The sequence below is a fragment of the Auritidibacter ignavus genome (assembly GCF_003703835.1).
GTDB classification, from domain to species: Bacteria; Actinomycetota; Actinomycetes; order Actinomycetales; family Micrococcaceae; genus Auritidibacter; species Auritidibacter ignavus.
This window is the reverse complement of record NZ_RDQR01000001.1, coordinates 150829-175069: the sequence shown is the minus strand read 5'-3', so window position 1 is coordinate 175069 and position 24241 is coordinate 150829. Positions and strand designations below refer to the sequence as shown.

Annotated in this window: 18 protein-coding genes, 1 tRNA gene and 2 riboswitches; of the genes, 9 read left to right on the top strand and 10 right to left on the bottom strand. The window is 58.6% G+C overall.

Annotation, left to right across the window (positions count from 1 at the left end):
* The first annotated feature begins 93 nt into the window (after window positions 1–93).
* Both DYI20_RS00775 and DYI20_RS00770 read left to right on the top strand, forming a co-directional pair.
* On the top strand, window positions 94–732 hold the full coding sequence (locus DYI20_RS00775; protein ID WP_110100307.1) for an HdeD family acid-resistance protein: 639 nt from the start codon (window positions 94–96) through the stop codon (window positions 730–732).
* A gap of 112 nt (window positions 733–844) precedes the next feature.
* Window positions 845–3622: a cation-translocating P-type ATPase gene (locus DYI20_RS00770; RefSeq protein WP_110100308.1), complete on the top strand. Its 2778-nt coding sequence runs from the start codon at window positions 845–847 to the stop codon at window positions 3620–3622.
* Window position 3623: 1 nt separating this feature from the next.
* On the opposite strand, the gene DYI20_RS00765 is transcribed toward DYI20_RS00770, so the two are convergent.
* The gene (locus DYI20_RS00765) at window positions 3624–3887 is read right to left on the bottom strand and encodes a hypothetical protein (RefSeq protein ID WP_110099748.1); all 264 of its coding nucleotides are present in this window, start codon (window positions 3885–3887) and stop codon (window positions 3624–3626) included.
* 226 nt (window positions 3888–4113) lie between these two features.
* Here DYI20_RS00765 and DYI20_RS00760 point away from each other — a divergent pair, with 226 nt between their 5' ends.
* From DYI20_RS00760 to DYI20_RS00740, 6 genes are all read left to right on the top strand, one after another.
* A complete protein-coding gene (locus tag DYI20_RS00760) occupies window positions 4114–5109 on the top strand; it encodes a bile acid:sodium symporter family protein (RefSeq protein ID WP_110100309.1) in 996 nt (331 codons plus the stop codon).
* A 765-nt stretch (window positions 5110–5874) separates the two neighbouring features.
* Window positions 5875–6003, top strand: coding sequence for a hypothetical protein (locus tag DYI20_RS12735; protein ID WP_255410735.1), 129 nt, complete (start codon window positions 5875–5877; stop codon window positions 6001–6003).
* Window positions 6000–6746 carry a Rib/alpha-like domain-containing protein gene (locus tag DYI20_RS00755; RefSeq protein WP_122548689.1) on the top strand — a complete coding sequence of 249 codons (747 nt, stop codon included), beginning with the start codon at window positions 6000–6002 and terminating at the stop codon, window positions 6744–6746. The genes DYI20_RS12735 and DYI20_RS00755 overlap by 4 nt, the downstream gene beginning before the upstream one ends.
* Before the next feature lie 318 nt (window positions 6747–7064).
* Window positions 7065–7182, top strand: a riboswitch (SAM riboswitch).
* 42 nt (window positions 7183–7224) lie between these two features.
* Complete coding sequence (locus tag DYI20_RS00750; protein WP_110100311.1) at window positions 7225–8679, top strand: O-acetylhomoserine aminocarboxypropyltransferase/cysteine synthase family protein; 1455 nt, start codon at window positions 7225–7227, stop codon at window positions 8677–8679.
* The gene (locus tag DYI20_RS00745; RefSeq protein WP_110100312.1) at window positions 8676–9887 is read left to right on the top strand and encodes a cystathionine gamma-synthase; all 1212 of its coding nucleotides are present in this window, start codon (window positions 8676–8678) and stop codon (window positions 9885–9887) included. The genes DYI20_RS00750 and DYI20_RS00745 overlap by 4 nt, the downstream gene beginning before the upstream one ends.
* A 273-nt stretch (window positions 9888–10160) precedes the next feature.
* A complete protein-coding gene (locus tag DYI20_RS00740; RefSeq protein ID WP_110100313.1) occupies window positions 10161–11459 on the top strand; it encodes a YeeE/YedE family protein in 1299 nt (432 codons plus the stop codon).
* A 382-nt stretch (window positions 11460–11841) separates the two neighbouring features.
* Here DYI20_RS00740 and DYI20_RS00735 read toward each other — a convergent pair whose 3' ends face one another.
* The 9 genes from DYI20_RS00735 to DYI20_RS00695 form a co-directional block, all read right to left on the bottom strand.
* A complete protein-coding gene (locus DYI20_RS00735) occupies window positions 11842–13515 on the bottom strand; it encodes a dipeptide ABC transporter ATP-binding protein (RefSeq protein WP_122548688.1) in 1674 nt (557 codons plus the stop codon).
* A 5-nt stretch (window positions 13516–13520) separates the two neighbouring features.
* On the bottom strand, window positions 13521–14420 hold the full coding sequence (locus DYI20_RS00730) for an ABC transporter permease (protein WP_122548687.1): 900 nt from the start codon (window positions 14418–14420) through the stop codon (window positions 13521–13523).
* 18 nt (window positions 14421–14438) lie between these two features.
* The gene (locus DYI20_RS00725) at window positions 14439–15389 is read right to left on the bottom strand and encodes an ABC transporter permease (RefSeq protein ID WP_243857352.1); all 951 of its coding nucleotides are present in this window, start codon (window positions 15387–15389) and stop codon (window positions 14439–14441) included.
* Window positions 15386–16894, bottom strand: a complete 1509-nt coding sequence (locus DYI20_RS00720) for an ABC transporter substrate-binding protein (RefSeq protein WP_183145566.1) — start codon at window positions 16892–16894, stop codon at window positions 15386–15388. Before DYI20_RS00720 ends, DYI20_RS00725 begins: the two co-directional genes overlap by 4 nt.
* A 122-nt stretch (window positions 16895–17016) precedes the next feature.
* On the bottom strand, window positions 17017–18390 hold the full coding sequence (locus DYI20_RS00715; protein WP_110122604.1) for an NtaA/DmoA family FMN-dependent monooxygenase: 1374 nt from the start codon (window positions 18388–18390) through the stop codon (window positions 17017–17019).
* 19 nt (window positions 18391–18409) lie between these two features.
* Complete coding sequence (locus DYI20_RS00710; protein WP_110110036.1) at window positions 18410–19567, bottom strand: LLM class flavin-dependent oxidoreductase; 1158 nt, start codon at window positions 19565–19567, stop codon at window positions 18410–18412.
* A 9-nt stretch (window positions 19568–19576) separates the two neighbouring features.
* A riboswitch (SAM riboswitch) is annotated at window positions 19577–19702 on the bottom strand.
* 76 nt (window positions 19703–19778) lie between these two features.
* On the bottom strand, window positions 19779–20921 hold the full coding sequence (locus DYI20_RS00705; RefSeq protein ID WP_110100319.1) for an LLM class flavin-dependent oxidoreductase: 1143 nt from the start codon (window positions 20919–20921) through the stop codon (window positions 19779–19781).
* A 584-nt stretch (window positions 20922–21505) separates the two neighbouring features.
* Window positions 21506–21578, bottom strand: a tRNA-Lys gene (locus tag DYI20_RS00700).
* Between the two features lie 98 nt (window positions 21579–21676).
* Window positions 21677–22159 (bottom strand): hypothetical protein, encoded by a 483-nt coding sequence (locus DYI20_RS00695; RefSeq protein ID WP_233242775.1) that lies wholly within the window; start codon window positions 22157–22159, stop codon window positions 21677–21679.
* Window positions 22160–22295: 136 nt separating this feature from the next.
* Here DYI20_RS00695 and ilvD point away from each other — a divergent pair, with 136 nt between their 5' ends.
* Window positions 22296–24032, top strand: a complete 1737-nt coding sequence (ilvD, locus tag DYI20_RS00690; RefSeq protein ID WP_110110037.1) for a dihydroxy-acid dehydratase — start codon at window positions 22296–22298, stop codon at window positions 24030–24032.
* Window positions 24033–24241 lie beyond the last annotated feature (209 nt).

Genomic DNA, 24241 nt, shown 5'->3' with positions numbered 1-24241 from the left:
GTGACGGCGAGGATAGAACTAAACACACCTCAGGACCGATTTCAGCAATTGCTCATAATCGCCGCTGATCACAACCACTTTAAGGAGCCGGTTATGTCCACCCCTCACGACGCCTCTCAACCCTCCGAGACCCCTCCCGAATTCGTCGCACAGGACCAGGTGCGCAGCTTCGTGCGGAAACTGAGTTTCGGGACCATACTTTTCCGCGGGATTTTTGCGTTGATCATCGGTGTGCTGATGGTGCTGGCGCCAGCAATTCTCGCCCCCGCGCTCGGCACACTGGCAGCGGTCTTTATCGGGGTTGGACTGGTGGTCTACAGTGTGGCGGAATTCGTTGATGCCCATCGTGAGCGTAAGGCCGATGAGCCTGGCTGGGGCTGGATCGTGGCCACCGGCATCATCTCGTTGCTGCTGGGGTTGCTGTTCATCGTTTTCCCGCTGATTTCCGGAAGCGTGCTGTTGTTGGTGGCGTCCTGGATTATCGTCGCCGCCGTGTTGTTGCGCGGAATCTTCGTCATCGCCTCTCGGTACACCGGTGGCTGGAGCACCCTGTTGGGCGTGCTGATGATGATTGCTGGTCTGGTGCTCGGCGTACTTTTGCTCGTCCAGCCTGGGGCCACCATCATCAGTCTGGTGTGGGTACTCGGCCTGTTTGCCATCATCTCGGGGATTATTTCCTTGGTGCTAGCGTTCCGCGTACGCAAAATTCTCAAAGACGCCGGCGTGAAATAGCTGGCGTTGTGTTCGGAGGCGTTAGCAACGTCTCAACCCCTCTGAGCAGGTTGATTGCCTAGAATAAGACACGGAGAGACTGAGCAGTACAGGCCAGGATGAGGAGACTGCGTTGGCCACCACGACCGTCCAGAAGACATCGTCATTATTCTCACCTCCCAACGCCCAGCAATGGCATGAGCTCAGTGTTGACCAGACCTTTCAGGCGGTGGAAACCACCGCTGAGGGACTCAGCTCCCAGGAGCACCAACGACGCTTAGAGAAATGTGGCCCCAACGGGTTGCCCACCTCCGACAGCGACGCGTGGTATGTCACCTTGGCCAAACAGTTCCGCTCACCGATGGTGCTCTTTTTGGCCGTCGCCGCGGTGGTGACCGCTGTACTGCAGGAATGGTTCGATGTCCTGGTGATCGTTTTGGTGTTGTTGCTCAACGCCAGTATCGGTTTCTGGCAGGCCCGCAAAGCAGAACGTGATGTCAAAGCCCTGCAAGAACTATCGGCCCCGACCGCGACGGTGATTCGAGCAGGCGAACAGTCGCAGATTCCGGCCAGTGATGTCGTTCCCGGTGATGTGCTGTATCTGGAATCGGGGGACCAGATTGCCGCCGATGTGAGAATTCTGGAGTCTAACGGCCTCCAAGTTGATGAATCCATGCTCACTGGAGAAGCGATGGCGGTGAGCAAACACGACGAGGTCCTTGAGGCCGATATCTCCCTGGGCGACCGCATCAATATGGGCTACTCGGGCACCCTGGTCATTTCAGGCCGGGCCCGCGGTGTGGTGGTCGCCACCGGTACCGATACCGAGCTGGGACACATTGCCGAACTGGTCAGCACAGAATCGGCCAAAACACCGTTGCAGATTCTCACCGACCAGCTGGAACGCAACATCGCCTACGTGATTCTGGGCGTGGCGATCCTGACCTTCATTTCTAGCCTGATCATGGGCACCACGATCGGCGATACCTTCCTGATCACTGTCGCCTTGGTGGTCTCCGCGATGCCCGAAGCGCTACCCATTGTGCTCTCAGTAGCCATGGGCGTCGGTGTGTCTCGTATGGCCAAACACCGTGCGGTCGTTCGCCAACTCCACAGTGTCGAAACCTTGGGATCCACCACCGTGATCGGATCCGATAAAACCGGGACGCTGACGGTCAACCGTATGACCGTCGAACAACTGTGGACTCCAGATGCGGGAACCGTGACCATCAGCGGGGAGAACCGTGAAGAGCTGGAAGATTACACCGCAGCGCAGACGCAGTGCTTGCGCACCGGGGCGCTCACCAACGACGCCGTTCCGGCAGCCGAGGGCGACCGCGACGGTGCGGATGCCGATAGTGAAGGAACCGACAGCGAAGGTTCTCTGCTTGATCTGATCGGTGACGCGGTGGATGTGGCCATGGCGGTGTCTGGGCTCGAATCGGAACAGGTCACGAGCCAGGAGCGGGGTCAAACGCCGATGGCCTCCATGCCCTATGAGCCCGAGCTGGCCTACTCGCAAACCATCCGCACTGATCCGGATGGTACCGCGGTCTTGCATGCCAAGGGTGCTCCTGAAACGATTTTGGATTTCTGCACCGTGGACGAGGAGACCGCCCATAAAGCCCGGAAAGCCGTCTCGGAGATGGCTCACCGCGGGCTGCGCGTGATTGCCACCGCTCACCGCCAGATTGCCGACGACGAACTCGACGAGCTGGTGGAAGAGTTCGAAAACTCTCAGGCTCCGAGACCCACCGGAATGGAACTCAGTGGTCTGCAAGCGATGATGGACCCACCGCGTGGGGGCGTGGAAGACGCTATTGCCCAGTGCCGTGAGGCTGGCGTGCACGTGATGATGATTACCGGTGATCACCCCACCACCGCCGCGGCGATCGCCGACCGGTTGGGTTTGGCCCCGACACAGACCACCAGCTCCCGCCACTCCGAAGCGGAGTCGGTCATCACCGGCACCGAGCTGGCGGAACTGTCTGATCCTGAACTGGTGGAGCGACTGCCACAGATCACCGTCGCTGCCCGCATGTCACCGCAGGACAAACTGCGCGTCGTCAAAGTTCTGCAAGAACAGGACAAAATCGTGGCCATTACCGGTGACGGCGTCAATGACGCGCCGGCGCTGAAAGCCGCCTCGATCGGTGTGGCGATGGGCGAGTCCGGCACCGACGTGGCCCGGGAAGCCTCCGATGTCGTACTCACCGACGACAACTTCGTGACCATCGTCGAGGCGGTGCGCCAGGGGCGCATTACGTTCTCCTCGATTCGTAAAGCCACCTTCTTCCTGCTCTCCAACGGTCTTGCCGCGTTGATCGCGGTCGCCGTCAACACCTTCACCGAGTTACCACTGATCTTCTTGCCGGTGATGTTGCTGTTCATGAACGTGGTGACCAACGGTATTCAGGACATTGCCCTGGCCTTCGAAAAAGGTGAAGGAGACGAACTGGACCAGTCTCCCCGACCACGTTCTGAGGGCGTACTGAACCGCACCATGTGGTTGCGCACGGTGATCACCGGTACCTGGATGGGTGTGGGCACCTTGCTGGTTTACCGGATGGCCCACGAAGCTGGTCTCGAGCTCGACCACTGTCGTACCCTGGCATTGATCACCATGGTGATGTTTAACTTCTTCCAGGTGTTCTCCGCCCGGGCAGAACGTCAATCGGTGTTCCGGCTCAACCCCTTCTCGAACCCGCTCCTGCTCATTTCAGCGCTGGCTGCTCTGGGGTTGCAGTGGTTGGCATCCAGTTGGGAGCCGATCGCGGATCTGATTGGTCTGACCGCCTTGTCGGTCACCGAATGGCTGATGTGCACGGCGATCGGATCGACGGTGCTGTTGATTGTTGAGGGCGAGAAGCTGGTGCGCCGACTGGCACACCGTGGCTCTGCTGACGGTTAGATCACCGCTGAGAACGGTGCGAGCTCGAGGAGCTCGACGAGCCCGTGCCTGAGGAGTCAGTTTCGGCGGAACGGCGACGGACCTGATACAGCCACAAACCCAGGACCGCTCCGGCCAGGGTAAACAGTGCGATGGTCACCAGCGTACCCAGCAGATCCTCGATGATCCGTTGGCCGGTCAGCCACCGGATGCCCTCGACGACCGAGGACGCCACGAGCCCGATGAGAGCGCCGATGATCAGGGCTTTTCTGCTGTTGAGCGTCATCTGTGTTCATCTCCTCTACACGATTGGCCACCGTGACTCCAGCCTACAACTCACCCCATCTGAACCTGAGCTCGCACTACCGGTGCTCACTATGTGGTCACCGGTGGTCATCGGTTTTGACACGACACCAGACCAGGGATTCTACTGAACCGACAGATAGACCGATCTGCACCGCCCGCTGCGTGGTGTCGGACCGGAGACACCTCGTGACTCGAAGGCAGGTACTGTGGCTGAACAAGACCCCAGCACTCAAGAACTCACCCACACCGCACAGGTCAAAGAAGACCGGTCAGCCCGGCTGGCCGTGACGGTTTTCCCAGCCATTATTATTGTGGCTTTTCTCGTGGGGTTCTTCTTCCCCGACCAGACCGCCGGGCTGGGAGAGTTCACCAATATTGCCTTGGGGATCATCATGTTCGCCATGGGACTGACGTTAACCCTGCCGGACTTTGCGCTGGTGGTTAAACGTCCCCTGCCGGTGCTGTTGGGCACTATGGCTCAATACGTGATCATGCCGGTGCTTGCGGTGGGACTGGTGTGGATTTTCCAGCTCCCTGCGGAGTTGGCGGTCGGGGTGATTCTGGTCGGTTGTGCCCCCGGCGGGACCTCCTCGAACGTGATTACCTATTTGGCCAAGGGGGATGTGGCGCTGTCGGTGACGATCACCTCGGTTTCGACCCTGCTGGCCCCGATTATTACCCCGCTGTTGACCCAGTGGCTGGCCGGAGCACTCTTGCCCGTGGATGCCGGGAGCATGGCGTGGTCTATCGTGCAGATGGTGCTGATCCCGATTGTGGCCGGTCTGCTCGTGCGGTGGCTGTTGCGTCAGTGGATCGACAAGATTCTGCCACTTTTACCGTGGGTGAGTGTGCTCGGCATTGCCTACGTGGTGATTGCTGTGGTGTCCGGTTCTGCTGATGCCATCGTCACCGCTGGCTGTTTGGTGCTACTGGCGGTCATCGTGCACAACGGGATTGGTTACCTGCTGGGCTATGGCGCCGCGCGGTTATTTGGCTACCCCTCGCGTGTGGCCCGCACGACCTCGGTCGAGGTCGGGATGCAGAACTCTGGACTGGCCGCAACGCTCGCCGCGTCCCACTTCAACCCCACCGCGGCGCTACCGGCCGCCGTATTCAGTGTTTGGCACAATATTTCTGGCGGATTGCTAGCAGTATTCTTCCGCTGGCGTGCCGCGCAGCACGCCGAACGCTCACTGGACTAGGGGCTTTTCGGAAGATTTCTACTCGATGGTAAGAGCCTGATTGCTGGAGTGGAGACGTTGCTTGCCATCACACCTGGTGTCCGGACACGTGACGATCTTTCCAGCGGTTGAGATCAGTGTGACCGCAGAAACGAGACCAACATGCCTGCTACCCTGCAGGAAAGGCGCCACCGGGTTTGCTCAGCGCACCGGAAAACGCGTCCATCGATCATTCTCGGTACCAGCGTGTTGACCTGTGGGCTTCTGGGTGCCGGTGTGCCCGTGGTGACCGCAATCCCGATCCCGCCCCTGGCTAACACCCCCGTGCAGGATGCACACCACAATGGGGTGGGCACCGCCGACGTGGCTCACCAATTCTCGAGTGCGCCCACACCGAGCCAGGAGTTGCACTGGCCCCAGACACGACCCGATGGTGCGACACAATCCGGACTCGTGGTGCATCACCCTGGCCGGGGAATCCCCGTCGAAGAATTCACAGGATCTCAGCCCCTGGCGTTCCCAGCACGTCACACACGGACACCACGAGCCCAGCCACGGTTCGGGAACGTTTCCAGAATCCCTACCTCGATACCGGCTACATGATGACCCGCGCGCCACGCGCGGGCGAGACTCTGACCGCGATCTTAGATGACTGGGTTGATGAACGTGATGCGACCTCGTCGGAGACGTTGAGGCAGAATTCCCGCCTGCGGATTGGAACGGGTGGTGAGCCCCCGACTACTCCCAGGATCCCTCGGAGAAGTTCCCTATCAGTGCGAAGCACCGATGCATAACTGGGAGCCGGTGACGGTCAAAGCCGGCGGAGATGATGCAAAGACCAATGATATCGGTGATAAACCGGCCCCGAATAGCGCCGTGAAGTACACGCCGGATGCCCCGAAGGACTTCCTGTGACGGTTAATCCGGAGAATGGTGAGGTGACCGCAACGGCAGACAGCACGGTCGAGCCGGGCTCCTATACCGTTCCGATTCAGCGCACCTTTGGTGATGGTCACCCTGATGAACTTCAGGTTAAGGTTATCGTGGCTCAAGTCCCTGTCTACGAGCCCATCACCGTAGCGATGAACGAGGAAGCGACCGTTGCGGTGCCACGCGGAAACGATGGCAACCCGTTGCCCGACGGCACCACCGTCGATGTCGACGGAGAGTGGCCACAGTGGGCCGCACTGCAACAGGATGGTTCCATTGCCGTCGCACCCACCCCACAGAACGCCGAACCGCGGGAGTATACCGTGCCGGTGACGATTACCGTCACGTCTGCGAGCGAGCAGTATGGTCCGGGATATGAGGCGGTCACCGCTGCACCGGGTGGAACGGTTGCGGCCCCACAAACCGTCGAGCCGCAACTGCCAGAGGGGACTCGATTTGCAATCGACGAGTCATTTACCGTCCCAGACGACTGGGAGATCTCGCTTGATGAGACCACGGGAACCATCACGTACCGTGCGCCTGAGAACGCCGTGGACGAGGACAAAAGCGGTGGATCCGGAACCGCAACGGAGGGTGCTGCACCGAACAAGCGCCGCTTGGATGAGCAGTCTGGTGCAACTGGCTCTGGTTCGTCCTCAGACGTGGCGACTACCGGTACCGGAAACATCTTGGCCATTGCCGGCCTGGCTGTGGGCTCGATTGTGTGAGGAACCATTTTCGTCCCGGTGCGCAACCGCCGGGTGCACTAAGCGTCACCTGATCGTCGAATAACGACGGCACGGAAGACACACCGCGACGCTGGCCGCGTGGGGAAAGAACCCGGCGCGGCCAGCGTCGTCATAATGTGAGATATTCACGGTAATGAAGGTTTGACGACAGAATATGACGGGTCCTCCACCCGGTGCTTTGACCACTATCAGGGCGATTTTTAAAGTGTCTTTCAGAGTGGGTGGCGGTAGCGGAGGTTGAGACCAAATTCGTTAGACCAACCACTCCTCGAAAACAAGTAGAATACTTTGACAAAGGATCACGAGAACCGGTTCAACAAGCTCTGACTGGCCGGTCGGCAACCCTTTCCGCTGTGACGGGGTGCCTCAGATGATGATCCGGTCTTCAGCACACCGCTGGAGGCAAGCACGGCGTGCCCAGCACTGGCAGACACGCCCTAGTATCAAGGGGGACGTTATGTCTACTACCAGTCACTTTTCTGCCGAAGACTCTGAGGGCCCATGTCAATCCGGGTTTAGTACCCAACAAATTCACGCGGGCCGTATCCCGGATGAATCCATTCGTCCTGTACGCGAACCAGTCTATGTTTCAGCTGCCTTCGGATTCGATTCTTTCGCCCAAGCCCGTGAAGTCTTCGCCCAACGTCAACCTGGACTGACCTATTCCAGAACTGGAAATCCCACGGTTGGATTGCTGGAACGGCGACTTGCCAGCCTGGAAGACGGAGTCGGGGCGGTCGCCACCGCGTCGGGCCAGGCCGCCATCACGCTGAGTGTGCTGGCCCTGGCAGGACGGTCCTCGCAAAGCCCAGACGGTCAACCCCATCCGGAGGCTCCGGCCGGCCACGTGGTGGCTTCAAACCGTATCTATGGTGGCACCGCTGACTTGCTCAACGACAGCCTGGCGGAAGCCGGGATCACCACCACCTGGGTCAATCCGCACGATCCCCAGCAGTGGGAGGAAGCGATCACCGAACGCACGCGGGTCTTTGTGGTCGAATCCATTGCCAACCCACACGCAGACCTGCCGGATATCCCGGCCTTGGCAGAAGTTGCTCACCGGCACGGGGTGGCACTGATTGTCGACAATACCCTGGCGACACCGTATTTGCTCCAACCTGCTCGTCTGGGTGCTGACCTCGTGGTGCACTCGGTGACCAAATACTTGGTCGGAAACGGTTCCTCTCTCGGAGGAGCGGTCATTGTCACGGACAATTTCCATCCCTCACAACGTCCAGAGCTATGGCCACAGCTGACCACACCACGCCCTCGTTTTGGTCCTCAGTCCTTGGTGGAGAAATACGGGGAGGCAGGCTCTGTGCTGCATCTGCTTCGAGCACAGTTGCTCAACGACGTGGGACCGGTGCTATCGGCGTTGAACGCCCAGCAGGCTTTGGAGGGTATTGAAACGCTCGACCTGCGGTTGCCCCGCCACAGCCAGACCGCTACGGAACTCGCTCGTCGACTGGAACAGCACCCCGGTGTGCGTTCGGTGAGCCACCCCTCGCTGGAATCTCACCCGAATAAAGACATTGCGGAACGAGACTTCACGCGGGGGACGGGAGCGGTATTCTCTTTCGAATTGAATACCGATTCTGCCGGTGTTGAGCGGTTTTTCAATTCACTGCAGCTGTTTACCCTGGCGGTCAATCTTGGCGACTCTCGCTCCTTGATCACCCACCCGCTGACCACGACCCACTGTCGCCTTTCGGAGGAGCTTCGCATCGCTGGACAGATCAACGAGACCACCGTGCGACTGGCAGTTGGACGCGAAGATGTCGACGATTTGTGGCACGACGTCAAACAAGGGCTGGACCAGCTTGTTCAAGCAAATCAGCCCGCGTCCGAACAGGTCTGGGCAGATGCAAACACCACTAAGGCAGAAGAATCAGCAAAGGCGGCACTGTCATGACAACTCTTGATCTTCACCACAACATCCCGAGCAAGAAAAACGAAAATCCCACCCCGGGGTTCCGAACCCGAGCCATCCATGCTGGTCAAGACCCGGATCCACTGACCGGAGCGGTGATTCCACCGATCTATCAAACCTCGACGTTTGTGCAACCCGGTGTGGAAACACTACGCGCTGGCTTTGAATATTCCCGCGGCGGTAATCCCACACGGACCGGTCTCGAAGAACAGCTGGCCAAGCTCGAGGCCGGTGCTGCAGCGTTTAGTTTTGCCTCGGGCATGGCTGCTGAAGATGCTCTGTTGCGGGCGGTGCTGAAACCTGGTGCAACCGTTGTCAGCACGGCCGAAACCTACGGTGGTACACACCGACTGCTCACCCAGCTCTACGCTCGGTGGGGAGTTAATACCGTCTTCGTGAGTCCCAGCGAGCAAGACAAGCTCGCTCAGGCGGTGGAAACATACCGTCCTGACGTGGTCTGGTTGGAAACGCCCTCCAACCCGTTGCTGACCGTGGTTGATATCTCTGCCTGGGCAGAAGCAACGCATCAATATGGCGGACTGCTCGTAGTGGATAACACTTTCGCATCACCGGCACTACAACAGCCGATCACTCTCGGTGCGGATCTGGTGATTCACTCAACCACCAAATACATTGGCGGCCATTCAGACGTTTTGGGTGGCGCCATTGTGGTTGGCCAGACGAGCTGGGAAGACAAACCACTAGCCGAGGTCATCGGCTTCCAGCAATTCGCTGCCGGTGCTGTGGCAGGCCCCCAGGACTGTTTCCTCACCTCTCGTGGGTTGAAAACTCTGGGCGTGCGGATGCAACAACACTGTGAAAATGCACGAATCATCGCGGAATGGCTCCAGGATCGGTCCGAGGTCGACCAGGTTTTCTACCCCGGATTGTCTTCCCACCCCACTTACGACATCGCTCGTCGACAAATGAGTGATTCCGGGGGGATTGTGAGCTTCCGATTAAACGGGGGAGAGGCCAAAGCGCGTCAGGTGGCCGAATCCACCGAAACGTTCCTGTTATCGGTCAGCCTCGGTGGCGTCGAGTCGCTCATCTCTCATCCTGCCACCATGACACACGGTTCCACCAAGGGCAGCGAACAAGCTCCGCCCGCTGATGTGGTGCGGCTGTCCGTGGGCATCGAAAACATCGAGGACCTGCTGATCGATCTTGAGCGCGCTCTGCGCAGCTAGTTGGATCCCACAGAGCACAGACCAAGCTCACCAGTAACAGCTCGGGCCCCTCGCAAGCTTGCGACGGGCCCGAGCCGTTGCTGGGCACACTTCGCGAAACACGGGCGCGCCAGCGGTTCTGGGGAGAAAGTTCCGTGTTAATGTTCGTGACCGGGTGATGACCCTTTATGACAGACAGCTGATGTTAACAACGTGATCGGCGTTAGCCTGGTCCAACTAATGTCTCTGCCCAGCGTTTGCTGGTGACGTCTGTTCCGAAGGGTCTGTTGAGCAATGACAACTAGCAAGACAAAAACAGAATTCTCAGTCTTCGAACCGGCGCCGACTCGAGTAGAACCTCCGAAGCCTGATCCGGTTGGTCCGGTACAACGTAACAAGATCAGCATCTTCATTCTATTGGCCATCGGGTTGTTGGCCCTGATCTACAATGTCAACTCCCTCAACGCCGGCATAGAGCAGGGGCTCTACTTCGGCGTGCTCTTTCTCATTGGCCTCGGACTCGGCGTAGCGCTATTTCACTCCCGGTTCGGTTTTACCTCCGCCTGGCGACAGCTGGTAGCTGTCGGCAATGGTAAAGGACTTCGAAATCACGCTCTCTTACTCGGGACAACTGCAACAATCTTTATGTTGCTCTTTACCACCGGGTGGGGAGCCTTCGGCAACGAACCGACGCCCTATGCCGGGACGATCGGGGTAGGGCTTCTCCTAGGTGCCTTTATTTTCGGCATGGGGATGCAATTGGGCGGTGGTTGCGCCTCGGGAACACTTTTTGCCGTGGGCTCCGGACAATCGATGGTGATCCCCACGCTGATTGGCTTTATCGCTGGTTCCATCATCTATACCGCCCCATTTTTCTACCCGTTGGTCTCTGACCTTCCCGGTATGGAACCGGTATTGCTCTCAGACCATGTCGGCTATGTGGGAGGCTGGGCGATCACCATTGCGGTGCTACTTGTTATTGTGGCGATCACGCGCGTTGTCCAGGGCCGTCGCAACCCACCTCCAACCGGAAACCCTCCGACAGCACGTGGTGCTGCTCGAATACTACGAGGCTCATGGCCGATGTGGGTTGGAGCACTGGTGCTCGCGGTGCTCGGCGGGGCCGTGATGTGGGTCTCTGGCGGAATTTGGGGCATTACCAATGCCTTCGCTCTGTGGGGCGCCAAGGTTCTACAGTTCATTGGTTTCCAGCCCGAAACGTGGGAATTCTGGCAACAAGAAAACTGGGCCGCCATGCTGGAGGGTTCAGTGCTTTCCCACAAGAACTCACTGACAAACTTTGGCATCATGATCGGGGCAGCCCTTGCTGCTACGGCGGCCGGGACCTGGGCGTTTGCCCGCAATATCAACTGGAGGCAAGCAGGCATCGCTGTTCTTGGCGGCATCCTGATGGGGATCGGCGCCCGTCTTGCCGAAGGGTGCAATATCGGCGCCTACTTAGGTGGCATTGCCTCGGGATCCGTGTCGGGTTGGCTGTGGGCCGTGGCCGCGTTGGCGGGTACCTGGGCCGGGTTGAAAGCCCGCGCGCTGTTCGGGATGGATAATCCGAAACCGACCGACTCGGTCTGCTGATTCCCGTTTCCCGATTTTCCCGTTCCCCTACGATAACGCGATTCAGCGGTCGTGAGTCGGGCCTTCGTGACTTTGGGGCCAAGCAGTCCGGCCACCTGGAGCGGACGGCGGCTACCAGCGGACTCGTCCGTGCACTCCTCAGCCCCGCACGGTGTACGGCGAGAATCTCAAGACAGGAGCCTCCGAGAGCCCTGCAGGTCGCTGGTACGTGCTAACGACGGCGCTGATGATGACGGCACTCGTGTGCGGTGGGCTGACGGGTACGGGACACAGGGCGAGGAACCGACAGCAGAAGACCTCCGGTGACTAACGGAATCTGAGATCCGCATCGTGGTGGCCGGAGGTCTTTCAGCTATTGCGGTATTGGGTGTCGCTGGCGTTGCTAGTGTCCTGCCCCAAGAGGTTCAACAGCCTTGAGCAACGAGGCGGTGTATTCTTCTTGCGGGTTAGCAAACACCTCTTGGGTGGTGCCGGTCTCGACAATTTTGCCCTGGTTCATCACCGCGACGCGGTGTGCTAGTCGGCGTACGACAGCCAGGTCATGGGTGATGAACAAATAGGTCAATTCGTGTTCGGCTTGCAGATCCAACATCAGGTCCAACACCTGTTCCTGGACCGAAACATCCAGGGCTGAGACCGGCTCATCGCAGACCACAAAGTCGGGGGATAAGGCCAAGGCCCGTGCAATCGCGACGCGTTGACGCTGACCGCCAGACAGCTCCCTGGGCAATCTGGACCCAAACGTGGCGGGTAACCCGACTTGGTCGAGCAGTGTCTCGGCCGTGGCACGACGCTCGGCGCGGTTGCCGACTTTGAAAGCGCGCAGGGGCTCGGTGATGATCTGCTCCAGGCTCCAGCGAGGGTTCAATGACGCAAACGGATTCTGGTAGATCAACTGCGCCCGGCGACGCAACTGTCGCCAACGACGTCCCGACAGGTTATGGACGGGCTCACCGTCGAAGGTCACGGTTCCCTCGGTCGGAGTATCCAAACCGAGTACCAATCGTGCGGTGGTAGATTTACCGGACCCCGATTCACCCACGAGTGCCAGTGTCTCACCGCGCCGGATCACGAAATCAATGCCGTCAACGGCGTTGGTGCGCAATGTTGAGGCGTCACGGCGCCGTGACGTGGCCTTTGGCTGGGCGAAATGGCGTTTCAGTCCGCGGACCTGGACCAGGACTTCGGTTTCGACGTCCAGTGGCGGACGGATATGTGTCGAGCGGTGTAATGAATCAGCCGCAGCCACCAGACGCTGGGTGTAGCTGTGCGTGGGGGTATTGAGGATGGTTCCGGTGTCTCCGATTTCCACCACGTTTCCGTGGTGCATCACCACGGTGGTCTCGGTGCGTTGCGCAGCGACTGCCAAATCGTGGGTGATGAGCACCAAGGCGATGTCTCGCTCACTGATGATGGAATCCAGCAGGTCCAAGATCTTGCGCTGCACCGTGGCATCCAGAGCGGAGGTGGGCTCATCCGCGATGAGCAGATCCGGCTCGGGAGCCAAGGCAATAGCAATGAGGACGCGTTGACGCATACCACCCGAGAGTTGATGTGGGTACTGGTCAAAACGGGTCTCTACCGCATCGAGCCCTACCTGGTCGAGCAACTCCAGAGCGCGTTGACGGGCAAGAGCCTTCGGCACCTTCTGGTGGGCGCGAATGGCCTCAATGAGTTGATGGCCAATGGTGTAGACCGGGTTGAGGCTGACACCGGGATCCTGAGGGATCAATCCGATCTTTTGACCACGGAGTCGTTGCCAGGCTCGATCAGAGCTCAGCGCGACGGGGGTATCGCCCCAGGAGAGTTTGCCGTCACGAATGGAGGCTTCCGGCGGGAGCAACCCGAGCAGGGACAGAGCCAAGGTGGACTTGCCGGACCCGGACTCGCCTACCACGGAGATTCTCTGTCCGGGGTAGACAGCAAAATCGATGCCGTGTAGGGCCGGTGTGGTGGAGGACCCGGATCGATAATCGACTTTCAGTCCTTCCAACTGAAGCAACGGTGTCGTTGGCTTCGGGGCGCTCGACGAGGCATTTTCAAGCAGAACGGTCATGGGAATCAAACCCCCTTTCGCGCGGAAATCCGGCGGGCAATGACGTGGACGGAGAGCACAGTAGCAGCTACCACCAGGCCCGGTAGTAGCGTCAACCAGCTAGCACTGTAGAGATAGTTGCGGCCCTCAGAGACCAGGGCTCCCCATTCAGGTGCCGGCTTGGGAGCACCGAAGCCCAGGAAGCTCAAGGCGGAGACCGCCAGGATGGCGTTGCCAAATTCCAATACGGCCAGCGCGATGATAGGTCCGGAAGCATTGGGCAACACGTGCCGCACCAGGATGCTGAATCGACTGGAGCCCACGGAACGGGCCGCATCAACATAGTCTGCACCCGAGACTTTGAGGCTCTCGGACCGTGCGATGCGAGCAAAGGTTGCCACGGACCCCACAGCGACAGCAATGGCAACATTCAACGAGCCGAAACCGAGTGCGGAAATCAACGCGAGTGAGAGGAGCAACGAAGGAATCGCCAAAAGGACATCCACAACGCGCATGATGACCTGGTCGACTTTACCTGCCAGGAATCCAGAGAGCACTCCGAAGAAGCTTCCGCTCACGAAGGCGATGACAACGGCCATCAGGGCGGTCTGCAGTGACAGTGAAGTACCGTGGACTACGCGGGTAAACAAATCTCGGCCGAGTTGATCGGTACCGAACCAATGGGCCAGGCTGGGCGACTGTAGCACGTTATTGGTATCACCTTGGTAAGGATCACCGGGAGCCAGGACCCCGGGGAAAAAGGCAGCGATCACCACGAGGGCCAAGAACACACCGGCCAGGATCAGCCCGATTCGAGACGTGATGGATTTTGGCGAGAATTGTGGTGGTCGGTTGTGTTGAGATCGTTGTGCGATGGTAGGTTCTGCGGACGATCGGGGCAGTCGAGCAGAGAGTGTTTGAGTCATGATGAGTTTCCCGTTCTCTTAGGCGAAACGACGGCCAAGTCGTACTCGAGGATCGATCGCTGGCAACACCAGGTCCACCAGCAGATTCACGGTGACAAAGACGACAGCTGCTAAGACGACAATGCCTTGAACCACCGGAAGATCCTGAGTGGAAACAGCTTGAACCGTCAGCTGTCCGACACCGGGACGTGAGAACACCGTTTCAACGATGACTGACCCGGCTAGTAAACCGCCGGCGACCAGTCCCACCATCGATAGGGCCGGGACCAGCGAGGTTCGGGCCACATGGCGCAGGTGCACGGTAAACCGGTTGAGCCCCTTTGCCCGCGCTGTATTGACGTAGGACTCTGCCGAGCTTCTTTCCAGGCTGGATGCAAAGACCTGGCAGATCAGCGCTCCGATGGGAAGCGACAAGGTCACCGCAGGAAGGACAATCCCTGCGAAGTCGGAGCCACCCAACGCAGGTAGCCAACCCAACTGGAAGCTGAAAACCTGGATGAGTAGCAAACCAATGAAGAAGGTGGGCAGTGAGATGGCCAGAGGAGGCAACGACAGCAAGAGGTTCTTCAACCATGTGATTCTGGTGTAGGTGGCCAGCAAGGCAATAGCTGCCCCCAATACCACAGCAAGCAACAAAGCGACGCCTGCCAACTGTGCAGTGGCCGGTATAACTTCAGCGATCGCTGTGCTAACGGGACGCCCGGTCTGAATGGAGTTCCCAAAATCACCCGTTATGGCTGCACCAAGATTATTGAAGTACTGGACGATCAACGGGTCATTGAACCCATAAGCTTCGCGCATCTCTTGGAGAAGTTCTTCATCTACGCCACCACTATCCATTCCCCCGGCGGCCATGGCCAGTACAGGATCGCCGGGAACGATATAGAGAATGATAAAACTAACGGTATATGCGGCCCATAACACAGCCAGGGCCATGAGGACTCGAATACCGATATATCGGGCCATCATTCCTCACCTCGATTTAGAGTGATGTCGTTGAGACGGACTCTTGCTGCGGCATCGAACCGCGTTCCTGATACTTCGTCGGAGGTACCAACCACATTGGTCACATCAATAATTGGAACGGCGGTGTAATCTTCGACGAGTGCTTTTTGCGCTTGATAAAGCGCTTCTTCGCGTACGTCGGGATCTAGCGTGGTGGACTGAAGCGCCAAGGCTTCATCAGTGTGATAGTTTTCAGGCAGGTTAGAAATATTGCCTAGCCTAGAGTCGAATATGGTCCGTAGGTGGTCACCATCAGCGCGGGTTGTATTGAACCAGTCGATATCGTAATTTCCTTCGATCACTCTCGCATTCCACTGAGCAATTGCGTCTTCATGTAGCTCGGTGGCAATACCGACTTCCGCAAGTTGCTGTTGTAGCAATTCGACTGCCGCTGAGTTAGGTGCGAACACCATGGCCCAGGTGAAATCGAACTCGAGACGCTCGCCATCCCGGGCCATAACACCGTCTTCATCAGGGCTGAATCCAGCGTCAGTAAGCAACTCAATGGCTTCATCTGGGTCGTATCGCAATTCTTCAGAGAAGTCTGCGTGCCCCGGGGTAGTTGAAGCGAGGATACTGGTGGCAACAGGAGCGTCATCAGGATAGACCACTTCGGCTAACTGTTTGCGGTTGATTGCCAGAGAAATCGCTTTACGCACAGCATGTTCCTGTATCAAGGGGTTGTCGTGGTTCATGCGAATGGTCATCGGCACCCCAGGATTGACAACCGTGTGGAGAGTGGCAGTGGTCTGTTCCAGTGCCGGAATATCCTGTGGAGCTACACTGCTGATAGCGTCGACCTGTCCTGATTGGAGCAGACCGGCCCTCACCCCGGACTCCGGAACGATGGAGAAACTAGCAGCGGACACTTTTGGAGCCGAGCGGTTGTCATAGATTGAGGACCCCCAGTCATAGTCTTGGCGGGCCACGAGGTTTATGCCCTCGTTTGGTACGTACGAATCCAAGAGAAAGGGTCCAGATCCGATGACGCCTTCGCACCGCTCGTCATCCGATTTCTCTAGTGATTCTGGAGCTATTAGACCCAGGTTGTGGGTGGATGTGGCTTGCATAAATTGGGCGTTCGGTTCGGAGAACTTCACCACAAATTCGTGGTCGCTGATGATCTCGGTGTCCTCGTAGTAGTCCAGGTAACTCCTTGTCAGTCCACCACGTGCGCCCAACTCGAGGATTCGTTCAAAATTTGCCTTGACGGCTTCAGCATTGACTGGTTCCCCATTAGAGAAGGTCGCGTCGGACCGTAGCGTGAATCTGAACTCGGTCGTATCGTCGTTAACATCCCAGTCAGTAGCTAGCCAGGGGACGATTTCACCGGTTTCAGGATCTTGGTCGGTGAGCGAATCCACCAAATGACGGAGCGAAAAGACGGCGTCGTTCAGCGTCACTTGTTGGGGATCAACGCAACCCGCATCTGTTCCGAGTGCAAAGTGTAAAACGTTCTCCTCGTCCACCTCCGCGGCGGGGGAAAATTCCAGGCCAGTTCCACTGCTGCAACCAGTGAAGGCAAATAGGGCCGTTGCAACAAGGGCTAGCGAGCGGACGCCATGGCGTGAGGACCGTGCGTGACGATGCTTCATGAGACGTTCACCCCCTGCCGGAAAGTTGCCCGGCCGGTCGTGGCCGGATCCCACGTTGTGGGCAGACCGAGCAATTCACGTAACGTTGCGCCCTCGGGGTATTCGGTGCGTAGAGCACCCCGCTCTTGGAGTAACGGAACAACGCGGTCGATGAAAGGCACGAGTCCGGTCGGGCTCAGATGTGGTGCCAGAATGAATCCGTCGCTGACATGGGTTTCCACAGTCTCAATCATTTCGGACGCCACGGTTTCAGGGCTTCCGACGAAGGTCTGCCGCGACTGGGTGGCAATCACTGTTTCGCGCAGGTTCAGATTGCGCGCCTCAGCGATGTCCCGCAGCTTCTGCACGGCCGCGAACCGGTCGTCATGCCTGACCTCACTGCGACCCTTACTGATGGTGGTTTCACCGACCACCGGGTCCACATCAGGAAGTGGGCCCTCGGGATCGAACTCTGAAAGCTCTCGGTTCCAAATCTGTTCCAGCAACAGGATGGCGGTCTGACCGCTGACCTGCTGAGCCCGAATCGTCGCAGCCAGTTCTTCTGCTTCTTCATCGGTATCTGCCACAACAACGGAAGTACCCGGCAGGATCTTGACAGATTCGGGATCACGGCCGGCCTGTCGCACCCGCTCGGAGAGTTCATGGTAGAACTGTCGGCTGTCTTCGTTATCAGTGTGCAAAGTGAAAATAGCATCGGCGTTACCGGCCGCGAAGTCTTGACCCTGAGCGGATTTTCCGGCCTGGAAGATCAACGGACGCCCCTGAGGGGAACGGGGGAGCGGGAACTCGCCGTGAATATCGAACTGATCGTTGGTGACGTTCACACGTTCCCGCTCGGACTCGACATCTTTCCAGCTTGCCCAGAAACGATTGGCAACATCCAGAGCCTGAGAAGCCCGCACATAGCGGTCCGCCCGGTCGAGGTAACCGCCACGACGGAAGTTGGCGCCGTGGAAGGAATCGGAGGTGGTGACAATATTCCAACCAGCTCGCCCGTTGGAGACATAGTCCAAGGTTGAAAATTGCCGAGCCACCTCATAGGGCTCATTGAAGGTGGCGTTAATAGTCCCGACCAGTCCAATGTGGTCGGTCACCGAGGCCAAGGCTGCCAAGATCGGCAACGTGTCGGGGCGACCAACGACATCCAGGTCGTGGATCAGACCCCGGTTTTCGCGCAGTCGGAGCCCTTCGGCCAAGAAAATGAAGTCCAGGCGACCACGCTCGGCTTCGGCGGCGAACTTCTCAAAAGACTCGAACTCAATGTGGCTTCCAGACTCCGGATCGGACCACACGGTGTGATGATTCACCCCGGGGAAGTGTGCCCCAAGGATGATCTGGCGAGGGGAAGAGTGATTCTGCTGATTCGTCATGAGTGTCTCCTGGGGGAGGTTAGTGAGCGGAAGCGGACGAGGAAGCTGAGGCGTACCGGTTTGCGGGACGACCAAGTCCGAACCGGGCCCGCAATGGAGCGGCATTGTTATCGGCTGGGTGATCTTGGAGTGTCTCCACGACAGATTTCAGGTGCTGCTCGATCACAGCAAGGTCGTGCTGGTTCTGGGCAGGCCAAAGCCGGACGCCATCAACCCCGGCGGCCTTGACCTGGTCGAGGCGTTCACTGAGGTGCTCTGGAGTACCGATGACGACCTCATCGGCCTGAGAAGGATTAAGGGTCTGGACCTCGTTGAGGCGTTGCCAGCGTGCGAGCGCCTCTGACTCGTCTGGATCAACCGCAAAGTACACATCGGCCACGACCTTCGGCGGCGCGTTCTTGTCACGACCGTGCTGGTCGGACAGCGTTGTAATCCTTTCGTGGAGTGAGGTCAACTTCTCCGGGGCCGAGGTGCCGGTGAAGATCACGTCGGCAGCGCGCACTGCAGTGTTCAGCACCTCTTCGCTGGTACCTGCAATGGTGACCAGTGGCTGGCCTTGCGGTGGCCGGGGAACGATAGAGGGGCCTTTGATGGAGAAGAAGTCTCCTTCGAAGTCCACGTAGTGGAGCTTGTCGCGGTCGATGAATCGTCCGGTGGCTACATCGCGAATCTCGGCGTCGTCTTCCCACGAATCCCACAGACCGCGCACGACCTCGATGACGTCGCGGGCTTCAGCATAAAGCGAGGCCTCATCGTCGTAGGCGCGTCCTCGTCCCACTAGCAGCGTTTCGGCTTCGGTGGCTGAGACTGCAACCTGCCAGCCAGCGCGACCGTGACTGACATAGTCAAGCGTGGCAAGATTTTTCGAGACGTGGAAGGGCTCGGTATGGGTGGTGGTCAGCGTCGGGATCAGGCCGATCTTCTCGGTGCGGGGCGCCAACCACGAGGCCAGCAACGACGTATCGAATCCCGGGCGGGTGGCGTCATTGAACGCATCCTCGAGGGTCACGAATCCGGCCCCCAGGTTCTCAGCCTGACGCACGAGGTCTTCCCACGCTGTGATGGAGAAGTTATCGGCAAGAGCCTGCTGGCTCCGGATGGCTGCGGGGTGGAAACCCCCTCGATCCAGCGCAACTCCGATGACGAAGTGGGAGGTTTCGGGTGTGGCACGTGACATGATTCTCCTTAAACACACTTGCCGAATGGGCCTTGTCTTCACCTGGAGCACCCCACTGTGTAAGAGATTGTGGTCGATCTCCAGAGAGAGGGTTGCTGTCCGATCAGCCAGGGCTTGAAATCGGATCTCGTGACAATAAATTCTCGGTGGTGGTTGGGTAGTTGATGGGCTGGGATGGGTGGTCAGGGGTAGCCGGAGGGCAACGGGGAAGCTATTGCCAGGCCTCAGCCAACAGCTGGAAGCTACGCAGGCGGGCTTCCGGGTCGTGGGTAATGGTCGAGATCAGCAATTCGTCGGCTTGTGTAGCGGCCTGTAGCGCCTTGAGTTTCTCGACCACCTGGTGCGGGTCCCCCACGTAGCGGGTCGTCGTCCGGTCGCGGACCAGGGGTTGCTGTTCGGCGGTGAGCTGGTTTTGTGCAGCGGTATCGGGTGAAGGATATGTGATAGCGCCTTGACCGCTACGGATGCTGTAGACCCACTGGTCGTAACCAGCTGCCAAGGTGTCAGCCTCGGAGGTGGTATCGGCCACCAAAACTTCAGCGGAGACGATGGTGTATGGGGCATCGAGGTCTTCGCTGGGTTGGAAGCGCTCGCGGTAGTCCGCCAGAGCTTCCAGAGTATGGGTGGGGGCTACGTGATAATTCGCACCAAACCGTAGTCCCTTTTCTGCGGCCAGTTGCGAGGAGTCACCGGCGTTGGTACCCAAAATCCAAATCTCCGGAGAACCCACATCCGCGGTGGCATTCGAGATCGGTTCGCCATGTACTACGGCGCGGTCATGGAACAAATCCAGTAATTGATCGAGGTACTCATCATAGAAGCGAGGCTCCGCGCCGGGCTGATGCAATAGGGCCTGCTGAGCGGTAGCACGCGGTGAGCCAAAGAGGTGAGACAAATCGGGGGAAGCGGGGATAAACACGCCGTTGTCGGTCTCGTAGTCGTCTGACTGCTGCTTAGCCTCATCTTTCTTCTCTTGTTTGGCAGCTTCGGCCTCGGTGCGCTTCTTTTTAGGGCCCTTCAACCCGGCACGTCCCAAGCCGAGGTCAATTCGTCCCGGAAAGGCCGCTTCAAGCAGGCTGAATTCTTCTGCCACCGAGAAAGGAGTGCGGTGACCGGTCAGAACCGTTCCGGAACCAAACCGCAAGGTTCCGGTTTCACTGGCCAACAAGGCGATGGTCAGGGCAGGGGAGTAGCCCAACATCCCTGGGTTCAGGTGGTGCTCCCCGTACCACAAGCGGTGATAGCCGGCTTCTTCAATGCCACGAGCAAAGGCTCGAGCATGATCAATACCTTCGGCAGGGGTATACCCTTCAGAGAGCGGTACCAAATCGAAAGCGCTAAGCCGGACTGTCATCAGATCACTTCCCGTTTTCCCATTGACGTTGGTTGATAGAGGAACGATTAACCATTCTTCAGATAGGGAAGGCTGGGACCTAGTCGAGGTCAAAGCACTGACACATTCGTCCGTTCATCTCTGGCGCGACGGTTTCCCCTGTCATATATTTCGTGTCCTTGACGCAGTGTTACACGTACCAGGCCACGCTCAACAGGCGGCCCGTCGCGAGAGGGCCGGTACGACAGGTGGCTCCCACCCAGGGTGTTGCGCCACGTCGGGACATGGTGGTCGATGCCTCATGAGGTACCCTGCTCTGGGACGAGAGAGCGAGAGGGTGGGAGGTAACGATTGCACCGGATGGATCAGATCGTGGTCCTGTCGCGGGCGTGATGCAGGAGGAGTAAGTCGGTGGGCACCAGCGCCCAGACCATGACGGAGACTCAGAGCCACACGGAAGCTGGCAGTCAATAGGCACAAACAACCCAGCGTGGAGGCGGGCCTGGTGGCTTTAAAGCTGTGGGTAGACGGTGGATTTGCCGTGTCCGCCGGATATGACAACGGCACCTGTTTGACGTGTGGCCAAACGAGGTGCCGACTTAGAGTGCGCCCCGTGGGACTCGAACCCACAACCTATTGATTAAGAGTCAAGTGCTCTACCAGTTGAGCTAGAGGCGCAGAACTAGATGCGCGTTTCGCACGAGGAACTACTCTAGCAGAGGAGTTTATCGATTGTTAAATCTGAGCGGTGTGACGATCACGACCTCTTGTTCAGCCTACTGATCTTGCTTGCGCTTGTAGAGCTCATCGAGCTGGTCCATCAGTTCGGTCATGAACTCGTGAAAGTCCTCCGAATCATCGAACTGCTCGAGAGCCACGCTGTGCCCGGCACCGAGAGGAACCTCGGGGTCTCCCACCACATCAAAATGTGCGCGATGGCCGGTCACAGTGGTGACTCCGTACCCAGCACCCGAATCAGACACCATGGCTACATTCGACAGGTCAATGGTCAGGATGTCTTCTCGGTCGGCCTCGGTGTGCACCCCAAAGGCTTCGACCTCTTCGGTGACGATCGGCAGCAATACCATCTCTAAAGGCTGGCGACGATAGCCGATCACGAAGGCCGGTCCGGTCGCGACCGGGTGGGCATAAATCAGGTTGTAATCGCCGTAGTTAAAAATTGTGGCTTCAAAGAGCAAACGCAGGCGCTGCTTCAGCGCCGCAGACGAGGAAGAGCCCTGCTTGAGGTGTGCCATCATAATGGACCAGTCTAGTCTCTGGGATGACGCTGCGTCATGATGAAATCACCAGCGATTGATTTACTCGACGATTCAGTCAGTGCAATGTGTTCGTCGTGTTGCAGATAACAGGGGCGAGCAGTCGTAGACTGTCGTCATGACACCTCGCACTACGGACAATTCATCTGAGCCAGATCTCAAGCCCCGCTCACGGGACGTGACCGATGGGATGGAAAGGGCCCCAGCCCGTGGCATGCTCCGTGCCGTGGGCATGGGGGATGAGGACTTCTCCAAACCGCTGATCGGTATTGCGTCGTCGTGGAATGAAGTCACCCCCTGCAACCTCTCCCTGGACCGTCTGGCTGATGCCGCGAAGTCGGGTGTCCATGCAGCCGGCGGGTACCCGCTGCAATTCGGCACCATTTCGGTCTCCGATGGTATTTCTATGGGCCATGACGGTATGCATTACTCACTGGTGTCTCGCGACGTGATCGCCGACTCGGTCGAGACGGTGATGATGGCTGAGCGCTTGGACGGTTCGGTGTTGCTAGCCGGGTGTGATAAGTCGCTACCCGGGATGATGATGGCCGCCGCCCGTCTGGATCTGGCCTCGGTATTCGTCTATGCCGGGTCGATCATGCCCGGCTATGCAACCTTGTCGGATGGCAAGACTCGGCAGGTGACCCTTATCGATGCGTTCGAAGCCGTAGGGGCATGCGCTCGCGGGTTGATCTCGCGCGAGGACGTGGACACCATCGAACGCGCGATTTGTCCTGGCGAAGGTGCCTGTGGCGGGATGTATACTGCCAACTCTATGGCCTCGGTCGGGGAGGCCCTTGGTCTGTCGATTCCGGGCTCGGCCGCCCCGCCTTCGGCCGATCGTCGTCGCGATGCTGATGCTCGCCGGGCCGGTGAGGCTGTGATCAACCTCCTGAAACAAGGGATCCGCACTCGTGACATCCTCACCAAGGAAGCGTTCGAGAATGCTATTGCCGTGATGATGGCCTTCGGAGGCTCCTCGAACTCGGTGCTACACCTACTGGCCATCGCCAATGAAGCCCAGGTGAACCTGAGCCTGCACGACTTCAACCGGATCGGAGACAAGGTCCCGCACCTGTCAGATATGAAGCCCTTCGGTCAGTACGTGATGACCGACCTGGACCGCATTGGTGGCGTCCCGGTGGTCATGAAGGCGTTGCTGGATCTCGGAGTGCTCCACGGCGATGCCCTGACGGTGACCGGCAAGACTGTCGCCGAAAACCTCGAAGAACTCAACCCGCAGGGACTTGATGGCGAGGTATTGCGCACCCTGGACAACCCGGTGCACCCCACCGGAGGACTGACCGTGTTGCACGGGTCGTTGGCCCCGGAAGGCGCGGTGGTGAAATCCGCGGGATTCGACGCGGAGGTCTTTGACGGTACCGCGCGGGTCTTTGAACGCGAACAGGCCGCCATGGACGCACTGGCAGCCGGCGAGTTACAGGCCGGAGACGTGGTGGTCATCCGTTACGAAGGCCCCAAGGGAGGACCCGGTATGCGCGAAATGCTAGCCATTACCGGTGCCATCAAGGGCGCCGGTCTGGGTCAAGACGTGTTGCTGATTACCGATGGTCGCTTCTCCGGCGGGACCACCGGATTGTGTATTGGACACATTGCTCCCGAGGCAGCTGTCGGCGGACCCATCGGGCTGATCGAAGACGGTGACGCGATCCAGGTCAGCATTAAAGATCGTCGTATTGATCTGCTGGTCGATGAGGCCGAACTGGAGCGTCGCCGGGAGAACTTCGAGCCCCTGCCACCGAAATTCCAGCAAGGCGTGCTCGGAAAATTTGCCGACATGGTCTCCTCCGCCTCCGCAGGTGCGGTCACCTCACGCCCGGTGAGCACCCGGTAACGCAACAGTACAGCGCGCCACACAACAGCACAGAGCGGGCTGACGACACGGGGTCGTGAGATGGTCAAATCGGTGTGAGATAGCACACCGTGGGCCACCTCACGACATATTTGACTTTTCAGTTCCTCGACTGCAAATATAAGAACATGTCGAAGACCCTAGTAGTCGTTATGTAGCGCATGGCCTGAGTCGAGAAACTCAGCTGGCGA

Bases quoted from the DNA above. Each gene is read 5' to 3' on its own strand.
- DYI20_RS00775 (WP_110100307.1), top strand. From the start codon at position 94: ATGTCCACCCCTCACGACGCCTCTCAACCCTCCGAGACCCCTCCCGAA.
- DYI20_RS00765 (WP_110099748.1), bottom strand. From the start codon at position 3,887: ATGACGCTCAACAGCAGAAAAGCCCTGATCATCGGCGCTCTCATCGGG.
- DYI20_RS12735 (WP_255410735.1), top strand. From the start codon at position 5,875: ATGCATAACTGGGAGCCGGTGACGGTCAAAGCCGGCGGAGATGATGCA.
- DYI20_RS00750 (WP_110100311.1), top strand. From the start codon at position 7,225: ATGTCTACTACCAGTCACTTTTCTGCCGAAGACTCTGAGGGCCCATGT.
- DYI20_RS00745 (WP_110100312.1), top strand. From the start codon at position 8,676: ATGACAACTCTTGATCTTCACCACAACATCCCGAGCAAGAAAAACGAA.
- DYI20_RS00740 (WP_110100313.1), top strand. From the start codon at position 10,161: ATGACAACTAGCAAGACAAAAACAGAATTCTCAGTCTTCGAACCGGCG.
- DYI20_RS00735 (WP_122548688.1), bottom strand. From the start codon at position 13,515: ATGACCGTTCTGCTTGAAAATGCCTCGTCGAGCGCCCCGAAGCCAACG.
- DYI20_RS00730 (WP_122548687.1), bottom strand. From the start codon at position 14,420: ATGACTCAAACACTCTCTGCTCGACTGCCCCGATCGTCCGCAGAACCT.
- DYI20_RS00725 (WP_243857352.1), bottom strand. From the start codon at position 15,389: ATGATGGCCCGATATATCGGTATTCGAGTCCTCATGGCCCTGGCTGTG.
- DYI20_RS00715 (WP_110122604.1), bottom strand. From the start codon at position 18,390: ATGACGAATCAGCAGAATCACTCTTCCCCTCGCCAGATCATCCTTGGG.
- DYI20_RS00710 (WP_110110036.1), bottom strand. From the start codon at position 19,567: ATGTCACGTGCCACACCCGAAACCTCCCACTTCGTCATCGGAGTTGCG.
- DYI20_RS00705 (WP_110100319.1), bottom strand. From the start codon at position 20,921: ATGACAGTCCGGCTTAGCGCTTTCGATTTGGTACCGCTCTCTGAAGGG.
- DYI20_RS00695 (WP_233242775.1), bottom strand. From the start codon at position 22,159: ATGATGGCACACCTCAAGCAGGGCTCTTCCTCGTCTGCGGCGCTGAAG.
- ilvD (WP_110110037.1), top strand. From the start codon at position 22,296: ATGACACCTCGCACTACGGACAATTCATCTGAGCCAGATCTCAAGCCC.